The 20,836-nt window shown below is 54.9% G+C and carries 18 protein-coding genes; 8 read left to right on the top strand and 10 right to left on the bottom strand.

What is annotated here, in order from left to right; genetic code table 11:
• Window positions 1-32: 32 nt before the first annotated feature.
• Window positions 33-989: a cell division protein ZipA gene (gene zipA / locus KAJ71_RS14020; protein WP_248946292.1), complete on the bottom strand. Its 957-nt coding sequence runs from the start codon at window positions 987-989 to the stop codon at window positions 33-35.
• 222 nt (window positions 990-1,211) lie between these two features.
• On the opposite strand from zipA, the gene cysZ reads away from it, so the two are divergent.
• The 5 genes from cysZ to crr all read left to right on the top strand — a co-directional run bounded on the left by cysZ (window position 1,212) and on the right by crr (window position 6,151).
• Complete coding sequence (cysZ, locus tag KAJ71_RS14015) at window positions 1,212-1,973, top strand: sulfate transporter CysZ (protein ID WP_248946291.1); 762 nt, start codon at window positions 1,212-1,214, stop codon at window positions 1,971-1,973.
• A 217-nt stretch (window positions 1,974-2,190) separates the two neighbouring features.
• Entirely contained in the window at window positions 2,191-3,159 is a 969-nt protein-coding gene (gene cysK, locus KAJ71_RS14010; protein ID WP_248946290.1) for a cysteine synthase A, read from the top strand.
• Window positions 3,160-3,560: 401 nt separating this feature from the next.
• Window positions 3,561-3,818 carry a phosphocarrier protein Hpr gene (ptsH, locus tag KAJ71_RS14005; protein ID WP_024484477.1) on the top strand — a complete coding sequence of 86 codons (258 nt, stop codon included), beginning with the start codon at window positions 3,561-3,563 and terminating at the stop codon, window positions 3,816-3,818.
• 46 nt (window positions 3,819-3,864) lie between these two features.
• Entirely contained in the window at window positions 3,865-5,592 is a 1,728-nt protein-coding gene (gene ptsI, locus KAJ71_RS14000; RefSeq protein WP_248946289.1) for a phosphoenolpyruvate-protein phosphotransferase PtsI, read from the top strand.
• A gap of 49 nt (window positions 5,593-5,641) precedes the next feature.
• A complete protein-coding gene (gene crr / locus KAJ71_RS13995) occupies window positions 5,642-6,151 on the top strand; it encodes a PTS glucose transporter subunit IIA (RefSeq protein ID WP_021178690.1) in 510 nt (169 codons plus the stop codon).
• Window positions 6,152-6,237: 86 nt separating this feature from the next.
• Here the strand turns inward: crr and pgtP are convergent, their stop codons facing one another.
• Window positions 6,238-7,620: a phosphoglycerate transporter PgtP gene (gene pgtP / locus KAJ71_RS13990; RefSeq protein ID WP_248946288.1), complete on the bottom strand. Its 1,383-nt coding sequence runs from the start codon at window positions 7,618-7,620 to the stop codon at window positions 6,238-6,240.
• A gap of 460 nt (window positions 7,621-8,080) precedes the next feature.
• Here pgtP and KAJ71_RS13985 point away from each other — a divergent pair, with 460 nt between their 5' ends.
• From KAJ71_RS13985 to pgtA, 3 genes are read left to right on the top strand one after another with little or no spacing between them, the layout of a single operon-like run.
• Window positions 8,081-9,316, top strand: coding sequence for an ABC transporter substrate-binding protein (locus KAJ71_RS13985; RefSeq protein WP_283106770.1), 1,236 nt, complete (start codon window positions 8,081-8,083; stop codon window positions 9,314-9,316).
• On the top strand, window positions 9,313-11,316 hold the full coding sequence (gene pgtB, locus KAJ71_RS13980; protein ID WP_248946287.1) for a two-component system sensor histidine kinase PgtB: 2,004 nt from the start codon (window positions 9,313-9,315) through the stop codon (window positions 11,314-11,316). Before KAJ71_RS13985 ends, pgtB begins: the two co-directional genes overlap by 4 nt.
• Complete coding sequence (pgtA, locus tag KAJ71_RS13975; protein ID WP_248946286.1) at window positions 11,310-12,554, top strand: two-component system response regulator PgtA; 1,245 nt, start codon at window positions 11,310-11,312, stop codon at window positions 12,552-12,554. The genes pgtB and pgtA overlap by 7 nt, the downstream gene beginning before the upstream one ends.
• Window positions 12,555-12,665: 111 nt before the next feature.
• Here the strand turns inward: pgtA and KAJ71_RS13970 are convergent, their stop codons facing one another.
• The 8 genes from KAJ71_RS13970 to KAJ71_RS13935 form a co-directional block, all read right to left on the bottom strand.
• Window positions 12,666-13,985, bottom strand: a complete 1,320-nt coding sequence (locus tag KAJ71_RS13970; RefSeq protein WP_248946285.1) for an ATP-binding protein — start codon at window positions 13,983-13,985, stop codon at window positions 12,666-12,668.
• Window positions 13,986-13,990: 5 nt separating this feature from the next.
• Window positions 13,991-14,671, bottom strand: coding sequence for a response regulator transcription factor (locus tag KAJ71_RS13965; RefSeq protein WP_248946284.1), 681 nt, complete (start codon window positions 14,669-14,671; stop codon window positions 13,991-13,993).
• A 225-nt stretch (window positions 14,672-14,896) separates the two neighbouring features.
• Complete coding sequence (cysM, locus tag KAJ71_RS13960; RefSeq protein ID WP_248946283.1) at window positions 14,897-15,778, bottom strand: cysteine synthase CysM; 882 nt, start codon at window positions 15,776-15,778, stop codon at window positions 14,897-14,899.
• A gap of 118 nt (window positions 15,779-15,896) precedes the next feature.
• Window positions 15,897-16,985: a sulfate/thiosulfate ABC transporter ATP-binding protein CysA gene (gene cysA, locus KAJ71_RS13955; protein ID WP_248946282.1), complete on the bottom strand. Its 1,089-nt coding sequence runs from the start codon at window positions 16,983-16,985 to the stop codon at window positions 15,897-15,899.
• Window positions 16,975-17,850 (bottom strand): sulfate/thiosulfate ABC transporter permease CysW, encoded by an 876-nt coding sequence (cysW, locus tag KAJ71_RS13950; RefSeq protein ID WP_248946281.1) that lies wholly within the window; start codon window positions 17,848-17,850, stop codon window positions 16,975-16,977. The genes cysA and cysW overlap by 11 nt, the downstream gene beginning before the upstream one ends.
• A complete protein-coding gene (gene cysT, locus KAJ71_RS13945; protein ID WP_248946280.1) occupies window positions 17,850-18,683 on the bottom strand; it encodes a sulfate/thiosulfate ABC transporter permease CysT in 834 nt (277 codons plus the stop codon). The genes cysW and cysT overlap by 1 nt, the downstream gene beginning before the upstream one ends.
• Entirely contained in the window at window positions 18,683-19,705 is a 1,023-nt protein-coding gene (locus tag KAJ71_RS13940; RefSeq protein WP_248946279.1) for a sulfate ABC transporter substrate-binding protein, read from the bottom strand. Before KAJ71_RS13940 ends, cysT begins: the two co-directional genes overlap by 1 nt.
• 201 nt (window positions 19,706-19,906) lie before the next feature.
• On the bottom strand, window positions 19,907-20,806 hold the full coding sequence (locus tag KAJ71_RS13935) for a Dyp-type peroxidase (RefSeq protein WP_248946278.1): 900 nt from the start codon (window positions 20,804-20,806) through the stop codon (window positions 19,907-19,909).
• Window positions 20,807-20,836 lie beyond the last annotated feature (30 nt).

The following is a 20,836-nucleotide window of genomic DNA, read 5'->3' as shown; positions in this document are numbered from 1 at the left end:
GATTACGGACTATGCAGTGCACAGGCAACCGGTCAGGCGTTGTTTTCCAACACTTCACGGATGCGTGCTTTATAGGTTTCCAGCTTTTGCGGGGTCATCATGCGGCGCTCATCGTCCAGCACCACGCCACCCACATCATCTGCAATACGTTGTGCCGATTGCAGCATCAGCTTGAAGTTCTGATTGGCGTCGCCGTAAGACGGCACCATCATAAACATCGATACGCCCGGCGTAGAGAAATCAGACATCATTTCCGGATCGAATGACCCAGGTTTGACCATATTGGCCAGACTGAACAGCACGGGGCCACTGCCTGCCGGGCTGATATGGCGATGGAAGATACCCATTTCTCCAAATTGGAAGCCCGCCTGCAGTACGCTTTGCAGCAACACTTCACCACCGATCACGCCACCTTGATGGGCTGCAACGTGCAGCACCAATACGGTTTCCTGCAGTTTTGCCGGTTTCAACGGTTCCGGCGCTGGCTGCGGTTCATGCACAGGCTCTTCATGATGGAAGGCTGGCTCTGGCGCAGGTGCCGGAGGCATATCGTCAACGCGCGGCTCACGACGCACAGCAGGTTGCTGCGGCGCTTCGTCTTCTTCGTCCTGGGCATAGTTATCCAGCAGGATGTCATCATACACCGGCCGCTGGGAGAGCGGCGCGGGTTGGGCTGGCCGAGGCGCAGGTTGAGCTGCTGCAGGAGCAGGCCTTGGTGCAATCACCGGCTCTTCACGTGCGGCATCGATATGGCCCATTGATGGTTCATCCTCAGCTTCTGCGCGAGTGGCACGGATACGTACCTCTCCCACGCTTTCGGCAGGATCATCAAGTGGTATAGGTTCACGCTCATTTTTTGAGCGTTTGGCTGGGCGATCGCGAAAAAGGGACGAGCGTTCCTTACGGCTGGTCCACAGACCATGTAATAACAACGCTATTATGGCGATCGCGCCAACAACGATTAATATCAGACGCAAATCCTGCATCATTGCTATCTCTGTTGTTCCAAGACATTGCCACCGCGGCAAACATTCACTCTTTAACTCTATTTGCCCGCAGGCACAAGTGCAAGTCCGTGCTGAACTTTATGCCAATAAAGATGATTATTCGGCATTTTTTTGCTGTTTTTTCAGCCAAAGTGGCTCTAGCCAGTGGAAAATCAACCCTATATGATAGGTTAGCCTGTTAAGCCAAAGAGAAAATCTTAAGATATGTCCCATGTACCTCCCCCTGTCGGATCCACCAACGGCTTCCACTATTTTGCCCAAGGATGGCGCCTGATTTCGCGCCCAGGAATTAAACGCTATGTCGTCTTGCCATTGCTGGTGAACGTACTACTGATGGGTTCTGCCTTCTGGTGGCTGTTTAGCCAACTGGGCGACTGGATCCCCAGCATGATGAGCCACGTACCAAGCTGGCTGCAGTGGCTGAGTTATTTACTCTGGCCGATGGCGGTCATTTCCGTGCTCTTGGTGTTCAGTTACCTGTTCAGTACCATCACCAACCTGATCGCCGCCCCGTTTTGCGGGCTGTTGGCGGAACAGCTCGAAGGCAGCCTGACCGGCAAACCGTTGCCGGATACCGGTATGCTCGGCGTGGTCAAAGATCTGCCGCGCATCATGTCCCGTGAATGGCGCAAGCTGATGTATTACCTGCCGCGCGCGCTGGGCCTGCTGTTGCTCTATTTTATACCGGGCATCGGCCAAACGTTGGCACCGGTGCTGTGGTTCCTGTTCAGCGCCTGGATGCTGGCCATTCAATACTGCGATTATCCGTTTGATAACCATAAGGTCAGCTTCGCCGAGATGCGTCAGGCGTTGCGTCAGCACAAGACCGACAACCTACAGTTTGGCGCGTTGGTCAGCCTGTTCACCATGATCCCCATCCTCAATCTGGTGATCCTGCCGGTGGCGGTATGCGGTGCCACGGCGATGTGGGTAGACCGTTATCGTGCACAATTTGTTCGTCATTAATTGGGTAGGTAAGATTTTTTCTTGCACAAGGGCGCTTTTGGCGCCCATCCTGATGATGAGATTACCCTATGGATTTCAAGCTGTAGCTTGAAAGACGACGGGTATAAAACTTATTCTCTAATAACATATCGATATACCAATTCTTTACTTCCCTGCCGAGACCGTTAGCGTATGCTTTCGATGTTCCCTACATTTCATACAGTTATAAGGACGGGCCATGAGCAAGATTTATCAAGACAACTCATTAACAATCGGCCACACGCCGCTGGTTCGTCTGAACCGTATCGGCAACGGACGTATTCTCGCCAAGGTTGAATCTCGCAACCCAAGCTTCAGCGTCAAATGCCGCATCGGTGCCAATATGATTTGGGATGCCGAAAAACGTGGCATTCTGAGCGCAGGCAAAGAACTGGTGGAGCCAACCAGCGGCAACACCGGTATCGCCCTGGCGTTTGTTGCCGCGGCACGTGGCTATAAGCTCACGCTGACCATGCCGGAAACCATGAGCATCGAGCGTCGTAAACTGCTCAAGGCGCTGGGTGCCAATCTGGTGCTGACCGAAGGTGCCAAAGGCATGAAAGGCGCAATCGCCAAGGCCGAAGAAATTGTGGCCACCGATCCAAGCCGCTACATCCTGCTGCAACAGTTCAGCAACCCGGCCAACCCGGAAATCCACGAACAAACCACCGGCCCGGAAATCTGGGAAGATACCGATGGCGAGGTCGATGTTTTTATCGCGGGCGTCGGCACCGGCGGCACGCTGACCGGCGTCAGCCGCTTTATCAAGAACATCAAGGGCAAGGCCATCACCAGCGTGGCGGTTGAACCGACCGACTCACCGGTCATCAGCCAGGCGTTGGCAGGCCAGGAAATCAAACCAGGCCCGCACAAAATCCAGGGCATCGGGGCAGGTTTTATTCCTGGCAACCTGGATCTGAGCCTGGTTGACCGCGTTGAGCAGATCACCAACGACGAAGCCATCAGCATGGCACGCCGTCTGATGGAAGAAGAAGGCATCCTGGCCGGGATTTCTTCCGGTGCCGCCGTTGCAGCCGCCGTCAAACTTTCCGAAGAAGCCGACTTTACCGACAAGACAATTGTGGTTATTCTGCCTTCTTCAGGTGAGCGCTACTTGAGCACCGCTTTGTTTGCCGATCTGTTCACCGAACAGGAACTGCAGCAATAGCGCAAACAGTGCACAAATAGCTAAAAAAGCACCTATTTAGGTGCTTTTTTTGTGGACTGGATCAAAGTTTATACCACTCAACGATTGATTTTCGCCGCTGGCTTTAGTATTTAACCGGTCAATTATTTCGATGCGCAAAATTAATCACCTTCCTGCCATTGTTTGAGCTGAATCGATTTACTCATTTGTCGCTCCAGCGGAAAACACGGCATAATGGGAAGCTGATTGAAACAACGCCAGATGCTCGGATTTTTTGATCTGAAATACTTATAGCGTCGTTTTATGTTGCATCAACGCTCGCCCCTGTACCATAGTCAGGCGCTAACCAGACAAGCTAAAATCACGCCGTTAGGCTAAACTTTAGCTCCACAACCTTAATCCGATAAGTTGGGGAAACATCAATGTTCCAGCAAGAAGTGACTATCACCGCTCCGAATGGTCTGCACACTCGCCCTGCCGCTCAGTTCGTAAAAGAAGCCAAAGGCTTCACATCTGACATCACCGTGACTTCCAACGGCAAGAGCGCTAGCGCCAAAAGCCTGTTTAAGCTGCAAACTCTGGGCCTGACCCAAGGAACAGTAGTCACCATCGAAGCCGTTGGTGAAGACGAGCAGAAAGCCGTTGAGCACTTGGTAAAACTGATGGCAGAGCTTGAGTAATCGGCCCGTCTTTTTAGTTAACACCAGTCAAGAGTAAGGTAGGGTTATGATTTCAGGCATTTTAGTATCACCGGGTATCGCTTTTGGTAAGGCTCTCTTGCTGAAGGAAGATGAAATTGTCATCAACCGGAAAAAAATCTCTGCAGACCTTGTAGAGCAGGAAATCTCACGTTTTCTGGCAGGCCGCGCCAAAGCGTCTGAACAGTTGGAAGTGATCAAGACCAAGGCAGGCGAAACCTTCGGCGAAGAGAAAGAAGCGATCTTCGAAGGCCACATCATGCTGTTGGAAGACGAAGAGCTTGAGCAGGAAATCATAGCCCTCATCAAAGACGATCTGGCGTCTGCCGATGCGGCAGCCTACACCGTGATCGAAGGCCAGGCGAAAGCGCTGGAAGAATTAGATGACGAATACCTGAAAGAGCGTGCGGCGGACGTGCGTGATATCGGTAAGCGTCTGCTACAAAACATCCTGGGCCTGGCAATTGTCGATCTGACCGCCATTCAGGATGAGGTGATCCTGGTCGCGAAAGACCTGACGCCGTCAGAAACTGCACAGCTGAACCTGGACAAAGTGCTGGGCTTCATCACCGATCTGGGTGGCCGTACTTCCCACACCTCAATCATGGCTCGCTCCCTGGAACTGCCCGCTATCGTTGGCACCAGCGACGTGACCACCCAGGTAAAAAACGGCGATTACCTGATCCTGGATGCGGTTAACAACAAGATTTACGTCAACCCGACGGCCGAGGTGATTGAACAGCTGAAAGCGGTTCACACCCAATACGTCACCGAGAAAAACGATCTGGCCAAGCTGAAAGACCTGCCGGCGATCACGCTGGACGGGCATCAGGTTGAAGTCTGTGCCAACATCGGTACCGTGCGCGACGTCGCCGGTGCAGAGCGCAATGGCGCCGAAGGTGTCGGCCTGTATCGTACCGAATTCCTGTTTATGGACCGCGACTCACTGCCAACCGAAGACGAGCAGTTCTCGGCTTACAAGGCCGTTGCGGAAGCCATGGGTTCACAGGCAGTCATCGTCCGTACCATGGACATCGGCGGCGATAAAGACCTGCCGTACATGAACCTGCCAAAAGAAGAGAACCCGTTCCTGGGCTGGCGCGCGATCCGTATCGCGATGGACCGCCGGGAAATCCTGCACGCTCAGCTGCGTGCCATCCTGCGTGCCTCCGCTTTCGGCAAACTGCGCATCATGTTCCCGATGATCATCTCGGTGGAAGAAGTGCGCGATCTGAAGGGCGAACTGGAAACGCTGAAAGCGCAGCTGCGTGAAGAAGGCAAAGCCTTTGACGAAAGCATTGAAGTGGGCGTGATGGTGGAAACACCGGCCGCGGCAGTGATTGCTCGCCACCTGGCGAAAGAAGTCGACTTCTTTAGTATTGGGACAAACGATTTAACCCAGTATACTCTGGCAGTAGATCGCGGCAACGAGCTGATTTCTCATCTCTATAACCCGATGTCCCCATCAGTGCTTGGCCTGATCAAACAGGTTATTGATGCATCTCACGCAGAAGGCAAGTGGACCGGTATGTGCGGCGAGCTGGCTGGCGATGAGCGTGCTACACTGTTGCTTTTGGGCATGGGGCTGGATGAGTTCAGCATGAGTGCGATTGCAATCCCGCGCATCAAGAAAATTATTCGTAATACCAATTTCGAAGATGTGAAGGCATTGGCAGCGCAGGCCTTGGAACAACCAACGGCACAGGATTTGATGAACTGCGTCAATAAGTTCATCGAAGAAAAAACGCTCTGCTAAAATTCCACGACACTGGAACGCCGCCCAATTTAATGCTTAGGAGAAGATCATGGGTTTGTTCGATAAACTGAAGTCTCTGGTTTCTGATGACAAGAAAGACATGGGCACTATCGAGATCGTCGCTCCACTTTCTGGCGAAATCGTCAATATCGAAGATGTACCGGACGTCGTATTCGCTGAGAAAATCGTTGGCGATGGCATTGCTATCAAACCTGCTGGCAACAAAATGGTTGCTCCGGTTGACGGCACTATCGGTAAAATTTTCGAAACCAACCATGCGTTCTCTATCGAATCCGATAGCGGCATTGAGCTGTTCGTGCACTTTGGTATCGACACCGTTGAACTGAAAGGCGAAGGCTTCAAACGCATCGCGGAAGAAGGCCAGCGCGTCAAGAAAGGCGATGTGGTTATCGAGTTCAATCTGGCCCTACTGGAAGAGAAAGCCAAGTCTACTTTGACTCCGGTGGTTATCTCCAACATGGACGAGATCAAAGAGCTGATCAAACTGTCCGGCAGCGTCACCGTTGGCGAGACCCCGATCATCCGCATCAAGAAGTAATCGCGGTTCGATTGTAAAAATGGCGCCTTTATCGGCGCCATTTTTTTATCCAAAACTACAGATTCACTGTGTCATCAACCCAATCGTTACTGCGCTGCCAGTGGCTCCGCTGGTAACTCCTGTTGCTGTCTTTCACGCTCCAAAGCCAATACGCCACGATGTGACAGATAGCAGAACAAGATGCAGCACACTACGCCGCCCATCAGCAGATAAAAGCCCCCGTGCCACCCCATCCGATCAACCATCACGCCAAACAGGCTGGTGCCCAGCGTGGCCCCAAAGATATAGCTCATAAAGCCGCGCAAGCCAACGGCGGAGCCGACAGCAAAGCTGGGAACGATCTCCATCGTCTGTACCGAAGCCAAGAACTGTGGCACATAGATCAGGCAACCGACGATAGCGGCAAAGATGGTGACCATCAACAGCGAGTCACTCTTCCAGTAACCAATCAGGCAGATGAAAATCATCACCATGCAGATCATCGCCAGCGGCATACGGCGTCCCTTGAACAGCTTATCCGACAGCCACCCAGCCAACAGTGTGGAAGGGATCGCCGCCCATTCGAAGAACAGAAACGCAATGCTCATCTGCTCTTTGGAGAAATGCTTTTCGGTGAGCAGATAGATCGGCAACCAGCTGATCATGCCAAAGCGCACCATGTAGACAAATACATCCACCAGCGAGACATACCAGGCATTTTTATTACGCAGGACATAGGTACAGAAGATCTGGAAGGCGCTCATATTTTCCGGTGCCTGCTCCTGCACACCGGTTTTCACCCTGATGGTTTCTTCCGGCATCATTTGCTCCAAGGCAGGCAGACCTTCACTGCGCGGAGAACCTTTACCCAACCACAGCACCACCAGCGCAAACAGCACCGCCACGCCAGCGGGGACGATATAGCTGGCGCTTTGCCAGTGTTCACTGCCCAACACCGCAAAGGCCACGCCGACGATGGGGGCTACCACTCCGCCACCGATGTTGTGGGATATATTCCAAAATGCACCAACGCGGCCTCGCTCACGGCGTGGGAACCAGTTGGCGATGGTAATGAACGAAGGGCCTACGCCCATCCCCTGAAACAGGCCGTTGAACACCACCAAGGCGGCAAAGATCCAGAAGGCAGTGCTGAACCCCAAACCGACGTTGACGATGGCGCAAAGCACCAGGCCACAGGCCATAAACACCTTGGGATTGGCCTTATCGGCCAGGCTGCTCATCACCCCTTTGCTGATGCCGTAGGCAATCAACATGCAACTGCTCAACATGCCAATCTGCGTTGCGCTCAGGTCCAGATGCTCTTTCAGGTAGGGCGTCGAAAGGGTGAAGTTGTTGCGCACAATATAATAGGCCAGATAGCCCAAAAAGACGCTCAGTAACGCCTGCATGCGATAACGCTGGTAGGTTGCCTGCACCTGTTCTGGCGGAACACGCTTCGCCGCCGCGCCAGGTTTTAATAATGAAAACATGTTATTCCCCTGTGAGGTTTATCTGTACAGGCTAGATTCGCCTGCTATTTATTAATAACGCTCGCAGCGGATGGTGTAATTAATTCATTGATAAGACAAGCCCCGTAATATGTGTCAAAATTGACTCAAACCCAGATTAAATAAACCCAATTTTGACTCATCAATTAACAATACCGCTATTGACCAAAGACCCTTTCACTCACAGCTCCGTATTAGAGCGCTACAGCACTGCGTCTGTGTGCGCACAACCAACCTACAAGTGATGATGTTTTTGAAGGCGTTAACAGTATTGCTCGGCTATCGATGGTAATATTCTGACTTCATCAACGTTATAACCCCGACCAAACCTTATTGGTTCACAAAAAATATTTTTGTCCCAAATGTTTTGCGGGTTATTTTTATCGTCATTGCGATTTTATGAATAAGATCACAAACGATGAGGTCGAGGGAGAATTTTATTATGCGTGCAACGCTCATTTTTACGGCAATGGCCTGCTGGCTGTTATCCACTTCTGCCTACGCCAAAAGAAATGAACTGGTGATGGCCACCACCTTTTCACCAGAGGCAACCGCCTATATTATCAGCCGTTGGCAAGGCCAACCCCAGTCGGTGGTTATCCGCACGCTGAACCGCACCAGTTCCTCCCTGGAACAACTGCTCGACAGCACCGGCAGTGACAACGTCGATCTGGTGCTGACCTCGTCCCCCATGCTGCTCCAGCACCTGCAACAACATCAGCGTCTGACCAACTATGAAGGTGCCCCGGAACAGTCACAGCGTCTGGTACCTGAACCTATCCGCAATACCGCCGTGGCAGTGGCCATTTCGGGCTTTGGCCTGCTGATCAACCGCACTAATCTGACAGAGAAACGTCTGCCGCTGCCAGGCGATTGGGATGACCTGACCGATGCCCGCTACCAGGGTGCCCTGCTGATGAGCAGCCCTTCCCGCTCGGATACCAACCACCTGATGGTGGAGTCGCTGTTACAACAACGGGGATGGCAATCTGGCTGGCAAACAATGCTATCGGCGGCAGGTAACCTGATCACCATCTCTTCACGCAGTTTTGGCGTGGCGGATAAAGTCAAAAGCGGCCTGGGTTCCGTCGGGCCGATTATCGACAACTACGCCAATCTGCTGCTGGACGATCCGCATCTGGCTTTCCATTATTTCCCCCAGGCCGCAGCCTCCCCCACCTATATTGCCGTAACGAGCAACAGCCATTATCCCGTTGAGGCCCGGCGCTTTATTCAGTTTCTGCTCAGCCCACAGGGACAGCGGGTCCTGGCCGATACCAGCACGGGAAAATACCCGGTAGTTCCACTGCCTGCCGACAACCCACGCTTCGCGCAGCAGCAAAAATTGTTACAGCGGCCACCGCTGAATTACTCCCTGATCCTGCAACGTCAGCGCCTGGTACAAAAGCTGTTTGATACGGCCATCAGCTTCCGCCTGTCTCAGCTCAAGGACGCCTGGAAAGCGTTGCATGGAGCGGAGAGCCGCCTCAAGCGGCCTTTACCGGAGATCCGCGCGTTGTTGACCGCCATTCCTGTCACCCAGGCACAAAGCGAAGATCCGCAGTTCCTGAAACAGTTTGCGGCACGAAGCGAGAGCGAGCAGCAGGTCATGGAATGGCAACTGTTCTTTCAGCAGCAGCAGAGAACAGCCATCAAGGCGCTGGAAGAGTTAAAATGAGCCGTTTATTGCCGCGCTTCTTCAAACGCCTGACCATCAGCGCCTGCTTGCGGGGAGCCTTTCTCACCGGCGCGCTGCTGACGCTTACCGTCAGCGGGGTCAGCCTGTACTCCTGGCATGAGCAAAGCTCGCAGGTTCGCTATGCGCTGGATGATTACTTTCCGCGCATCCAATCTTCATTCGTGATCGAAAGCAATCTGAACACGCTGGTCGATCAGCTCAATGCGTTTTTACAGGCCGCCAATACCAATGCCCGCCTGCAATTAAGAAATCAGATCGTCGGTCATTTGGAGCAAATCGAGCAGGCCAGCATGCAGCTGGATAACCCTGAACGTCAGCAAATTCAGGCGACGCTGGCAGAGAGCCGCCAACTGTTGGGCCGATTGGACAACGCGCTGTACAACATGTTTATCGCCAGGGAAAAGGTTAATGAGATCGCCGCGCGCATCAGTTGGCTACATGATGATTTCACCACCGAGCTAAATTCGCTGGTGCAGGATTTCAGTTGGCAACAGGGGGCTTTGCTCGACCAGATGGAGACGGATTCTAGCCAGGTACTCCCCCGCTTACAGGCCAGTCTGCGCGAGGTGCAAAGTGAGCAGCAGCAAGTCTATGCCCTGGCACGCATTGAGAACCAGATCGCCGATGCTTTACGCGATCGCCTCAACGAGCTGCAATCTGGCAGTGAAGAACCGACTTCGGTTGCCGAGCATGTGCGTTACCTCGCCTATCTGCAAAAAACGGCCAACGAAAGTATGCAGGGGTTGCAGGCTCATCCCAGCACCATCACGCTACGGCAAACCATCGACGAACTGCTGGAGACCGGCATTGCCGAAAACAGTATGCCCGCGGCGATGAAAAACTATCACCAGGCACAACGGGCACTTACGCTGGCTACCCAGGCCAAGGAGGCCACGCTTGCCCGCTTCCGCACGCAATTGGAATCGCAATTGAGTAACAGCCACCGCCAGATGCAAACCTTTAACCACCGCCTGGAGCAGATCATCCGCGTCAGCGGCAGGCTAATTGTGATCGCCACCCTGTTGGCGATGTTATTGGTGTATTTGCTCAATCACTATTTTATTCGTTCCCGCCTGGTCAAGCGTTTTACCCTGCTTAACCAGGTGGTGGTGCGTATTGGCCTTGGGGAAACCAACGCGGCGATCCCGGTTTACGGTGGCGATGAACTGGGCCGCATCGCACGCCTGCTGCGGCGCACCCTGGGCCAGTTGAATCTGCAAAAATCCCGGCTGGAGCAGGAAATCACCGAGCGCAAGGGCATTGAGCAGCATCTACGTGCTACACAGGATGAGCTGGTGCAAGCCGCCAAGCTGGCCGTGGTTGGACAGACCATGACCACCCTGGCCCATGAGATCAATCAACCGCTGAACGCCCTGTCAATGTACCTGTTTACCGCTCGTCATGCGGTGGATAAACACCAGCCAGAGGCTGCCACGCTTGCTCTGACCAAAGCCGATGGCCTGATTGGCCGTATGGATGCCATCATCCGCATACTACGGCAATTCACCCGGCGAACCGAACAGGATAGCCCTTCTCAGCCAGTGGATTTACGCCAGTCATTACTTGCCGCCTGGGAGTTGCTGACTCTTCGCCACCAACCACTGCAGGGGGAACTGCGGCTACCGGAAGGTGCACCAAACGTGTTAGGTGACGAGGTGCGCATCCAGCAGGTGTTGGTCAATCTGATGAGTAACGCGCTAGATGCCTGCCAGGAGCGGCCACACTTGCAGATAAGCTGGCAACGCCATAAGTCCGGATGGCAAATCATGCTGTGGGATAACGGACCAGGCTGGCCGCTGGCGCGAGCAGAATCGTTACTTAAGCCTTTCACCACCAGCAAATCGGTGGGCTTGGGGATTGGCCTCTCCATCTCGCTCTCGCTGATGCAGCAAATGGGCGGTAGCCTGCATCTGGCCTCTACGCTGACGCAGAACGCCTGCGTCGTTTTACAGTTTCAACCGGTGGATGAACCATGTTAAGCCAACAAGCACAGATTCTGTTAATTGACGACGATGCTGACGTCCTTGACGCCTATACCATGTTGCTCAACCAGGCGGGCTATCAGGTGCAGGCCTGTAATAACCCGCTGAAGGCACAGGAAATGCTCGGCGAGGAGTGGCCTGGGATCGTCATCAGCGATGTCTGTATGCCTGGCTGTTCCGGGATTGAACTGATGGCGCTACTGCTCGCTCACGATGCCTGTTTGCCGGTGTTGTTGATCACCGGCCACGGCGATGTGCCGATGGCGGTTGAAGCGGTGAAAAAAGGCGCCTGGGACTTCCTGCAAAAACCGGTCAACCCAGCCCAGTTACTTGAACAGGTCGCCAACGCGCTAGCCCAGAGACGTTCTTACATTGCCCGTCGTCGTTGGCAGCAGGAACAGTTGCAGAGCAATCTGATTGGCCGCAGTGAATGGGTAAATCAGCTACGAGTGCGTTTGCAACAGGTAGCCGAAACCGATTTGGCGGTTTACCTGCAAGGCGAGTTAGGGGTCGGCAGGACGTTGGCTGCCCGCCATTTACACCGTATGAGCCATCGCAGCGAACAGCCGTTGATCGTGGGTGAATTGACGCCGGGAGGTGAGGCACCGTTAGAACAATGGATTGAGCAGGTAAGCGGCGGGACGCTGATTTTACGCCACCTAGAGCACTTGTCTATCGCCCAGCAGGCGCGGCTGACCCAGCTCCAGGGGCAAGACCCACTGCCCTTCCGGCTGATCGGCATTGGGGCTGCACCGTTGGTGGAACTGGCTGCCGGGCATACCCTCCTGCCCGATTTCTATTACTGCTTTGCCATGACCCAAATCGCCTGTCTGCCGCTTTCTCTTCGCCCCGACGATATAGAGCCGTTGTTCCGACACTATCTGCAGCAGGCCTGCCTGCGCCTTAACCACCCATTGCCAGATCTGCCAGCAGAGTTGATTAAGCGCTTGGTAAAAAGGGTATGGCCGAATAACGTGCGAGAGCTGGCCAATGCTGCAGAGCTGTTTGCCGTCGGGGTGATGCCACTGGCAGAGACTGCCAACCCACTACTGCACGGATCCGATCCCGCGCCGCTGGATCAACGTATCGAAGACTATGAGCGCCAGATCATTACCGAGGCGTTAAACCTGCATCAGGGGCGAATTAATGAGGTGTCCGAGTACTTACAGATCCCGCGTAAGAAGCTCTACCTGCGGATGAAAAAGTACGATCTGGATAAGCAGCATTATCGTTAAAATCAAGCTGCAAACATTCCTCAACTGGCCTAACGCGTAGGGGCGCAGCATGCAGCGCCCCGTCGTGAGCCCAGAGAGGGGGTTCAGCAGTCTTTATTTTGTCTGTAGCCTTTAGCTCCAGCGTGGCACCCGCAGCGTGATCACCAACCCACCTTGCTCACCATTATGTGCCTCGACCTGCCCACCATGTGCCGACACCACTTTGTGAGTGATCGCCAAACCCAGGCCATAGCCCTTACCAGACATCACCGATTTTACCCGAACAAAGGGATCGAAGATGCTGGAAAGCTTCGACTCCTCCACACCCGGCCCCTGATCGCTGACCTGGATCTGGAACAGCTGGTCGATACGCATCAGCGCCACCGTCACCCGCTGACCGTGACAGGAAAAGCGCAGGGCATTACGCACAATATTCTCAACCGCCCGGCGCATCAATTCAGCATTGCCCTTTACGGTGTATTCCACGTCGGAACTGGCCTGCAACACGATTTCTACGCCGGGGATCTGCGCCTCGTAGCGCGCATCGTTAACCACCGCGTCCACCAGACCATAGAGATCGAAATACTCCTCGTCATCCGACAGGCCGTTGTTCTCGGTGCGTGACAGCGCCAGCAGTTCGCCGATCATCTTGTCCAACCGCCCGGCTTCATGCTCAATACGCTGCAACGAGTTCTCCACGTTGTTCGGATTTTGCCGCCCTAGACCGATGGCTAACTGCAAGCGGGCCAACGGTGAACGCAACTCATGCGAGACATCATGCAGCAATTGCTCACGGGCACTGACCAACACCTCCAACCGCTCCGCCATACTGTCAAAGTCACGCGCCACTTCAGAAAGCTCGTCATGCCGCCGCCGCATCGCCGGGAACAGCCGCACCGCCAGATCGCCCTGCGCTACCCGCTCAAAACCGGCACGCAGTTGACGCATCGGGCGAGTCAGGTTCCAGGCCAACATGGCGCTGAACAGCAAGCCCCCAAGCCCACCGACCCACAGAATCGGCTCCGGAATATTCAGCAAGCGCCAGCGCTTGGCTGGCCGATATTCGGCCCACAGTCCTTCCACATCGAAGCTCAACAGGTAACCCTGGTTGTCTGCCCCCTTCACCCACTCCACCATCTGTTTCGGCCGTTCCGTTGCCTGGCTTTGCTCTGGCTCCTCGGCCGGTGGTTGGGCCGCAGGTGTAACGCTAAAGAAGCGACGCTCGACTTCAGGCCAGCCAGCGACCATCGCGTTCAACGCGGGCATGCCACCACGGTGTAATACGGAGGCCGCAGAGGTCAGTTGCAGATTGACAATGCGCCGAGCCATGCTGTTTTCCGGCGATTCATGGCGATTACCATAGAACGCGAACGTCACCCACAGCGCCTGGGTCATGATGATAAACGTCAGCCAGAAACCGAGCAGGATTTTCCAGAACAATCTTCCGCGCATCGGCATTACCTCATGCGATAACCGATGCTGCGCACGGTTTCAATGCTCAGCCGGTTATTCGTTAGCACGCCCAGCTTCTGGCGGATATTACTGATGTGCACATCCACACTGCGATCGTAAGCCTCGCGTGGCCGTCCCAGTCCTTTCTCAGACAGTTCATCTTTCGATACCACCCGCTCCGGTGAACGCAGCAGTAACTCCAGCAAATTGAACTCTGAGGCGGTGAGATCGAATGCCTTACCCTGCCACGCGCTGCTGCGGGTGGACGGGTTGAGCGTCAATTCGTTAAAGCTCAGGGTTGAGACTTTATCCACCGCTTCCGGTTGTTCTTCAAACCGGCGCAGCACCGCACGCAGGCGTGCCACCAGTTCGCGTGGGTAACAAGGTTTGGGAACGTAGTCGTCAGCGCCCATCTCCAGCCCGATCACCCGGTCGATATTGTCACCCTTGGCCGTCAGCATGATGATCGGCAAGCGGTTCTTTTTACGAACCTCGCGCAGCACGTCGATACCGCTCATGTCCGGCAGCATGATGTCGAGGATCATCGCGGTATAATCACCAGAAAGCGCCCCATCCACTCCGGCCTTGCCGGTCAGCACCAGGGACGCATTGAATCCTTCAGCCGTCAGGTATTCGCTCAGCATGGTGCCAAGTTCCAGATCGTCATCGACCAATAAAATTTTCATGCCATTCCTCCGCTGATTTACCGCCATTTTCGCGTCTATTGACGCCCTACGCAGCCAGTTTTACCTAATCTTTACACAATATGCGAACGCTGGCGGAATATCGAGTTGTTGCCATGGGGGAATGGGAGGGGAGAGTCGTAACAACAATAAACATCGGGTGGCTAACGAGGCCACTATTAGAAAACCGGTGGCGGGGTTAGCATCCCACCACCGATGAACGTTCGGCTAGGAAAATACGCCGGTGGACAGGTAACGGTCACCGCGATCGCAGATAATGGCGACAATCACGCTGCCAGGGTTGGCCGCAGCAACGCGCAACGCCCCAGCCACGGCTCCACCGGAGCTGACACCGCAGAAAATACCTTCCCGCTGCGCCAGTTGACGCATGGTCTGTTCGGCTTCGCTTTGTGCCATATCCAGTACCTGATCCACCAGTTCCGGGCGGAAAATCCCCGGCAGATAGGCCGGTGCCCAACGGCGGATGCCCGGAATGCTGCTGCCTTCAGCAGGCTGTAGGCCAATGATATTCACCTGTGGGTTTTGGCTTTTCAGGTAGCCGCCAACGCCGGTAATGGTGCCAGTGGTGCCCATGCTGGAAACGAAATGGGTAATACGACCGGCGGTCTGCTGCCAGATTTCCGGACCGGTGGTGGTGAAATGCGCGTAGGGGTTATCCAGATTGTTGAACTGATCCAATACCTTGCCCTGCCCCTGCTGCTGCATCTCCAGCGCCAGGTCACGCGCCCCTTCCATCCCCTGCTCACGGCTGACCAGGATCAGCTCTGCACCATAGGCACGCATCGCCGCCTGGCGTTCCATGCTCATGTTTTCCGGCATCAGCAGCTTCAGCTGGTAGCCCTTCATCGCACAGATCATCGCCAGCGCGATGCCAGTATTGCCACTGGTGGCCTCGATCAGCGTATCGCCCGGCTGAATTTTACCACGTAGTTCCGCCTGCTGGATCATCCCCAACGCGGCCCGATCCTTGACCGACCCCGCCGGATTGTTGCCCTCCAGCTTGAGCCAGATTTCACTGTCCAGCCCGTCGGCCAGTCGTTGTAGTTTTACTAACGGTGTATTACCGATGCATTGTTCCAGCGTGGTCACAATCATTGCCTGCGTATCATGTAAAAAGGCAACCCAAGGTTGCCTTAAAATGGGAAATTATATACCCGTCGCCTTTCAACCTGCTGCTTGAAATTCATAGGGTATAAATTACAAGTTATCAGGCGCTTTTAGCTAACGCAACCGGTTGTAACAGTTGTTCGCCAGCATAGAGGCGGGCATTCAGGCTGCCAACGTAGTAACGATCACCACGCGCCGGTGCGGCATGGCCTTCCGACATAATCACGCTGATAGGCTCCTGATGCCAACCAATTGGCTGCACGGTCAACTGCCAGAAATGGCCACGCGGGCTGACTTCCAGCACCTGCACCGGTAATGGGCAACGAGCGCTGCAATCGATGCCGATTTCCATTTCCCACGGGCGCAGGAACAGATCGACGCTGCCTTGGTGCATTGGCTGGAACGACAGCGGCCATTGGTGAGCGCCCACAAACAGCTGTGAACCCCGGATTTCGCCGTTCAAACGGTTAACTTCCCCCATAAACTCCAGTACGAAGCGGGTGGCGGGTTCACGCATGATCTCGGTCGGTGAACCTACCTGCTCGATATTCCCCTGGCTCATCACTACGATGCGGTCGGCGACTTCCATCGCTTCTTCCTGATCGTGAGTCACGAACACGCTGGTGAACTTCAGTTCTTCATGCAGTTGTCGCAGCCAGCGGCGCAGCTCTTTACGCACCTGAGCATCCAGCGCACCAAACGGCTCGTCTAACAGCAGGATCTGGGGTTCCACCGCCAGCGCGCGCGCCAAGGCGACACGTTGCTTCTGGCCGCCGGAAAGCTGTGAAGGGTAGCGGTTAGCCAGATGACCCAACTGCACCATCTCCAGCAACTGCTCCACTTTTTGTTTGATCGCCGCCGCATTCGGACGTTCGCGACGTGGCAGCACGCTCAGCCCAAAGGCGATATTGTCGAAAACCGTCATATGGCGGAACAGCGCATAGTGTTGGAACACGAAGCCGACACGGCGATCGCGCGCATGTACGCGGCTGACATCGGTGCCGTGGAAACCCAGCTTACCGCTGCTCTGGCTTTCCAGCCCGGCGATAATACGCAGCAAGGTGGTCTTGCCCGAACCGGATGGGCCTAACAGCGCCACCATCTCACCGGAAGGAATATCGAGCGAGATATCGTTCAATACCTTGGTACGACCAAAAGACTTGTTGATACCGTTAATCTCAATGCTCATGATTTTCCTCCCGCTCGAGACGCGCATCCTGACGCGCCAGGCGCCATTGCAGTCCGCTTTTCAGAAATAGGGTGACTATCGCCATCAGGGTCAGCAGTGCCGCAGCGGTAAACGCTCCGGCGGTGTTGTAATCCTGATGCAGTAATTCCACTTGCAGTGGCAGGGTATAGGTTTCGCCACGGATAGAGCCGGACACCACCGATACTGCGCCAAACTCGCCAATCGCGCGGGCATTGGTCAGCACCACGCCATACAACAATGCCCAACGGATGTTCGGTAAGGTGACGCGGCGGAACATCTGCCAACCGGAAGCACCCAACAGCACCGCGGCCTCGTCTTCCTGGCTGCCCTGGCTCATCATCAGCGGCACCAGTTCACGAACCACAAACGGGCAGGTCACGAATATCGTTACCAGCACCATGCCCGGCCAGGCAAACATCAGTTGGATATCATGGGCATCCAGCCAGCCACCAATCGGGCCGTTAGTGCCGTAAAACAGCAGATACAGCAACCCCGCCACCACCGGCGACACTGCAAACGGCATGTCGAACAACGTCAGCAGCAGTTGGCGGCCAGGGAAGGTAAAGCGCGTAACCAGCCAGGCCAGCAAAGTACCAAACACCAGGTTGACCGGCACGGTGATCAGCGCCACCAGCACCGTCAGCCAGATGGCATGCAGCATGTCCGGGTCAGACAGGTTATGCCACACGGCACCCACGCCGGAGGAGAATGCCTCGATGAAGATCATCACCATCGGCACGACCAGCAGCAGGATGGAGAACAGCGCACCGATGGCGATCAGCGTCCATTTCCCCCAATTCACGCGTGGGCGCTCTGCGCCGTTCAGGGCGGTAATATCGGCCATCAGTGCCCTCCTATACGGCGGCCAAAGCGGCTCTGTAAGGTATTAATCGCAAACAGCAGCAGCAATGATGCCGCCAGGATCACCGAGGCAATCGCACTGGCTGCCGGGTAATCGAACTCCTGTAAGCGCACAAAAATCATCAATGAGGTCACTTCGGTTTTCCAGGCAATGTTGCCAGCGATAAATATCACCGCGCCAAATTCCCCCAGGCTGCGGGTAAATGACAACGCCGTACCGGCGAGCAGCGCTGGCGCAACCTCTGGCAACACCACGCGGCGGAAACTCTGCCAACGGGTAGCCCCGAGCGTTTCGGCGGCCTCTTCATATTCTGGCCCCAACTCTTCCAGCACCGGTTGCACCGTGCGTACCACGAAAGGAATGCTGGTAAAGGCCATCGCCACCGCAATTCCCAACCAGGTGAAGGAAACCTTGATATCAAAATGAGCCAGCCATTGGCCGTACCAACCGGTGGTAGAAAACAGCCCCGCCAGGGTCAGGCCGGCCACCGCCGTAGGCAACGCAAACGGCAAATCCATCAGGCCATCCAGCAAGGAGCGGCCAGGGAACTGGTAACGGGTGAGGATCCATGCCATCAGCATGCCAAACACCGCGTTGAAAATGCTGGCGACTCCGGCCGCCAGCAGCGTCACCTTATAGGCCGCCACGACCTGCGGGTTGGTGATCACTTCCCAATACTGTGCCAGACTCATCTGCGCCAGCTGCATCACCAGCGCGCTGAGCGGCAACAGTAAAATCAGGCAGGTGAAAAGCAGGCTGCTTCCCAGGCTGAGAGTAAACCCAGGCAGAACCCGCTTACTGGCCATCGAAAACATTACTTATGCCCTACCGCTAACAGTTGATCCAATTCACCGCCCGTCGCAAAGTGGGCACTCATCACCTGCGGCCAACCGCCGAACTGATCTTCCACGCTGAACAGCTTGGTCTCAGGGAACTGGCCCTTAGCCTCCGCCATCACCTGCGGGTCATTGACGCGATAATAGAAGCTGGTGATTAACTTCTGGGCCGCCGGGCTGTAGAGATAGTTCAGGTACTCTTTTGCCACCTGCTCTGTGCCGTTTTTCTCGACGTTTTTGTCCACCCAAGCCACCGGGAACTCCGCTAGAATATCGACCGGCGGCACGATCACTTCATACTTGTCTGCACCGTACTGCTTGCGGATATTGTTCACTTCGGATTCAAAGCTGATCAGCACGTCGCCCAGGCCACGTTCGACAAAGGTCGTCGTGGCGCCACGGCCACCAGTATCAAACACCACCACATTTTTCAGAAAACGGGTCATGAACTCACGAGTCTTGGCCTGATCGTTACCATCAGCCTGGCTGGCAGCGCCCCAGGCGGCCAGATAGGTGTAACGGCCATTACCGGAGGTTTTCGGGTTCGGGAATACCAGCTTCACATCATCGCGCACCAGATCGCTCCAGGTGTGGATGCCTTTCGGGTTGTCCTTGCGCACCAGGAAGGCCATGGTGGAATAGAATGGGGAGCTGTTGTTCGGCAGACGTTGCTGCCAATCTGCCGGGATCAGTTGGCCACGATCATGCAGGATTTGTACGTCACTGACCTGGTTATAAGTGACCACATCGGCACGCAGCCCCTGCAAGATCGCCAACGCCTGTTTGGAAGAACCGGCGTGGGACTGTTTGATGGTCAGTTTGTCATTCGGATGCTGCTGATCCCACTGCTCTTCAAAGCCAGGATTCAGCGCGGCAAACAGTTCGCGGGAGACGTCATAAGAGCTGTTGAGCAATTCTGCCGCCGAAACTGTACCACTGGCTAACAATGCCGCCACCAGCCAACCTTTCAACAGCGTATTTTTAACCCGGGAATGTTTCATTCTGCACCTTATCACTGAGTCTTACCGCCGGGCTTCCGCCCTGATATTGACCAGTGTATTTATAACTTGATGCAGACCTGTAACGCTTTTATATACCGTTTAGTGATTTTCAAGCATCAAACGCTATAAGGCAGGAGGAGAGCGGTTCACCGCAGAGGGAGGGAAAACCCAGAGCCAGCGGAACTGGCCCCAGATGATGCATCAGAGTGACAAAAGACGTGTCAGCGAAGGTGCGAAGTAGTAGCTGCCAGTCACCGCGCGGCTGAAACGCAGCATCGCGTCGTGTTTGCCGTCCCGTTCGCCGAACATGCTTAACAGTTGCTGTTCGATGTTGTGCAGGCGTGCACAATAAGCGATGAAATACAGGCCATGTTTGCCGCTGGCGGTGCCATAAGGCAAGCTCTGGCGCAAAATTTTCAGCCCTTTGCCGTCTTCTTTCAGATCGACACGGCTGACGTGCGAGGTATCTGGCCGTTGCTCCGGCGGTAGTTCTTCGCTGTCGTGTTTGGTACGGCCAATGATCTGTTCCTGCTGTTCGGTGGTGAAACGCTGCCACTGACGCAGGTTGTGCTCGTAACGCTGTACCAGCACGTAGCTGCCACCCTCGTCTTCTTCGCCTGCGCCAATCACCGCCACTTCAGGACGCTGCTCGCCCTGCGGATTTTCGGTACCGTCGATAAAACCGCTCAGATCGCGCTCTTCTACCCAGCGGAAACCGTGCGTTTCTTCTTCAATGCGAATAGTGTTACCAAACGCGGCCAGGGCGGCCTGCGCCAGGGTGAAGTTAACGTCATGACGCAGAGATTGAATATGGATCAGCATATCGCGTTGGGTGGCCGGTGCCAGCCCCTTGCCCAGTGGTACGAAAGGCTTCAGCTCTTTGGCTCCCTGACCATTGGAAAGGTCATGCCAAACGTCGGAGCCAAAAGCGATAACTGCCCCTAAATGGGCATCTGGAAACTGTTGCTGCAACTCGCCGAGCACCTGGCAAAACTGTTTGCACCCCTGGCGCAGATCGACGAATTCGCCCTGCACCATCGCTTCCATAAAAATGCCAAAACGGCAGTGTTCCAGCAGGATGCCGCTCTGAACCTGTGTCATGTTGATTTCCTCAAGACCTGAATCGGGTAA

The sequence above is a fragment of the Serratia silvae genome (assembly GCF_023282985.1).
Lineage (GTDB): Bacteria > Pseudomonadota > Gammaproteobacteria > Enterobacterales > Enterobacteriaceae > Chania > Chania silvae.
Note: the sequence above shows the minus strand (reverse complement) of the source record. Positions and strands in the feature narration are given on the sequence as shown.

What these genes read in the sequence shown, in the direction of transcription:
- zipA (WP_248946292.1), bottom strand. Translation starts at nt 989, where the DNA reads ATGATGCAGGATTTGCGTCTGATATTAATCGTTGTTGGCGCGATCGCC.
- cysZ (WP_248946291.1), top strand. Translation starts at nt 1,212, where the DNA reads ATGTCCCATGTACCTCCCCCTGTCGGATCCACCAACGGCTTCCACTAT.
- cysK (WP_248946290.1), top strand. Translation starts at nt 2,191, where the DNA reads ATGAGCAAGATTTATCAAGACAACTCATTAACAATCGGCCACACGCCG.
- ptsH (WP_024484477.1), top strand. Translation starts at nt 3,561, where the DNA reads ATGTTCCAGCAAGAAGTGACTATCACCGCTCCGAATGGTCTGCACACT.
- ptsI (WP_248946289.1), top strand. Translation starts at nt 3,865, where the DNA reads ATGATTTCAGGCATTTTAGTATCACCGGGTATCGCTTTTGGTAAGGCT.
- crr (WP_021178690.1), top strand. Translation starts at nt 5,642, where the DNA reads ATGGGTTTGTTCGATAAACTGAAGTCTCTGGTTTCTGATGACAAGAAA.
- pgtP (WP_248946288.1), bottom strand. Translation starts at nt 7,620, where the DNA reads ATGTTTTCATTATTAAAACCTGGCGCGGCGGCGAAGCGTGTTCCGCCA.
- KAJ71_RS13985 (WP_283106770.1), top strand. Translation starts at nt 8,081, where the DNA reads ATGCGTGCAACGCTCATTTTTACGGCAATGGCCTGCTGGCTGTTATCC.
- pgtB (WP_248946287.1), top strand. Translation starts at nt 9,313, where the DNA reads ATGAGCCGTTTATTGCCGCGCTTCTTCAAACGCCTGACCATCAGCGCC.
- pgtA (WP_248946286.1), top strand. Translation starts at nt 11,310, where the DNA reads ATGTTAAGCCAACAAGCACAGATTCTGTTAATTGACGACGATGCTGAC.
- KAJ71_RS13970 (WP_248946285.1), bottom strand. Translation starts at nt 13,985, where the DNA reads ATGCGCGGAAGATTGTTCTGGAAAATCCTGCTCGGTTTCTGGCTGACG.
- KAJ71_RS13965 (WP_248946284.1), bottom strand. Translation starts at nt 14,671, where the DNA reads ATGAAAATTTTATTGGTCGATGACGATCTGGAACTTGGCACCATGCTG.
- cysA (WP_248946282.1), bottom strand. Translation starts at nt 16,985, where the DNA reads ATGAGCATTGAGATTAACGGTATCAACAAGTCTTTTGGTCGTACCAAG.
- cysW (WP_248946281.1), bottom strand. Translation starts at nt 17,850, where the DNA reads ATGGCCGATATTACCGCCCTGAACGGCGCAGAGCGCCCACGCGTGAAT.
- cysT (WP_248946280.1), bottom strand. Translation starts at nt 18,683, where the DNA reads ATGTTTTCGATGGCCAGTAAGCGGGTTCTGCCTGGGTTTACTCTCAGC.
- KAJ71_RS13940 (WP_248946279.1), bottom strand. Translation starts at nt 19,705, where the DNA reads ATGAAACATTCCCGGGTTAAAAATACGCTGTTGAAAGGTTGGCTGGTG.
- KAJ71_RS13935 (WP_248946278.1), bottom strand. Translation starts at nt 20,806, where the DNA reads ATGACACAGGTTCAGAGCGGCATCCTGCTGGAACACTGCCGTTTTGGC.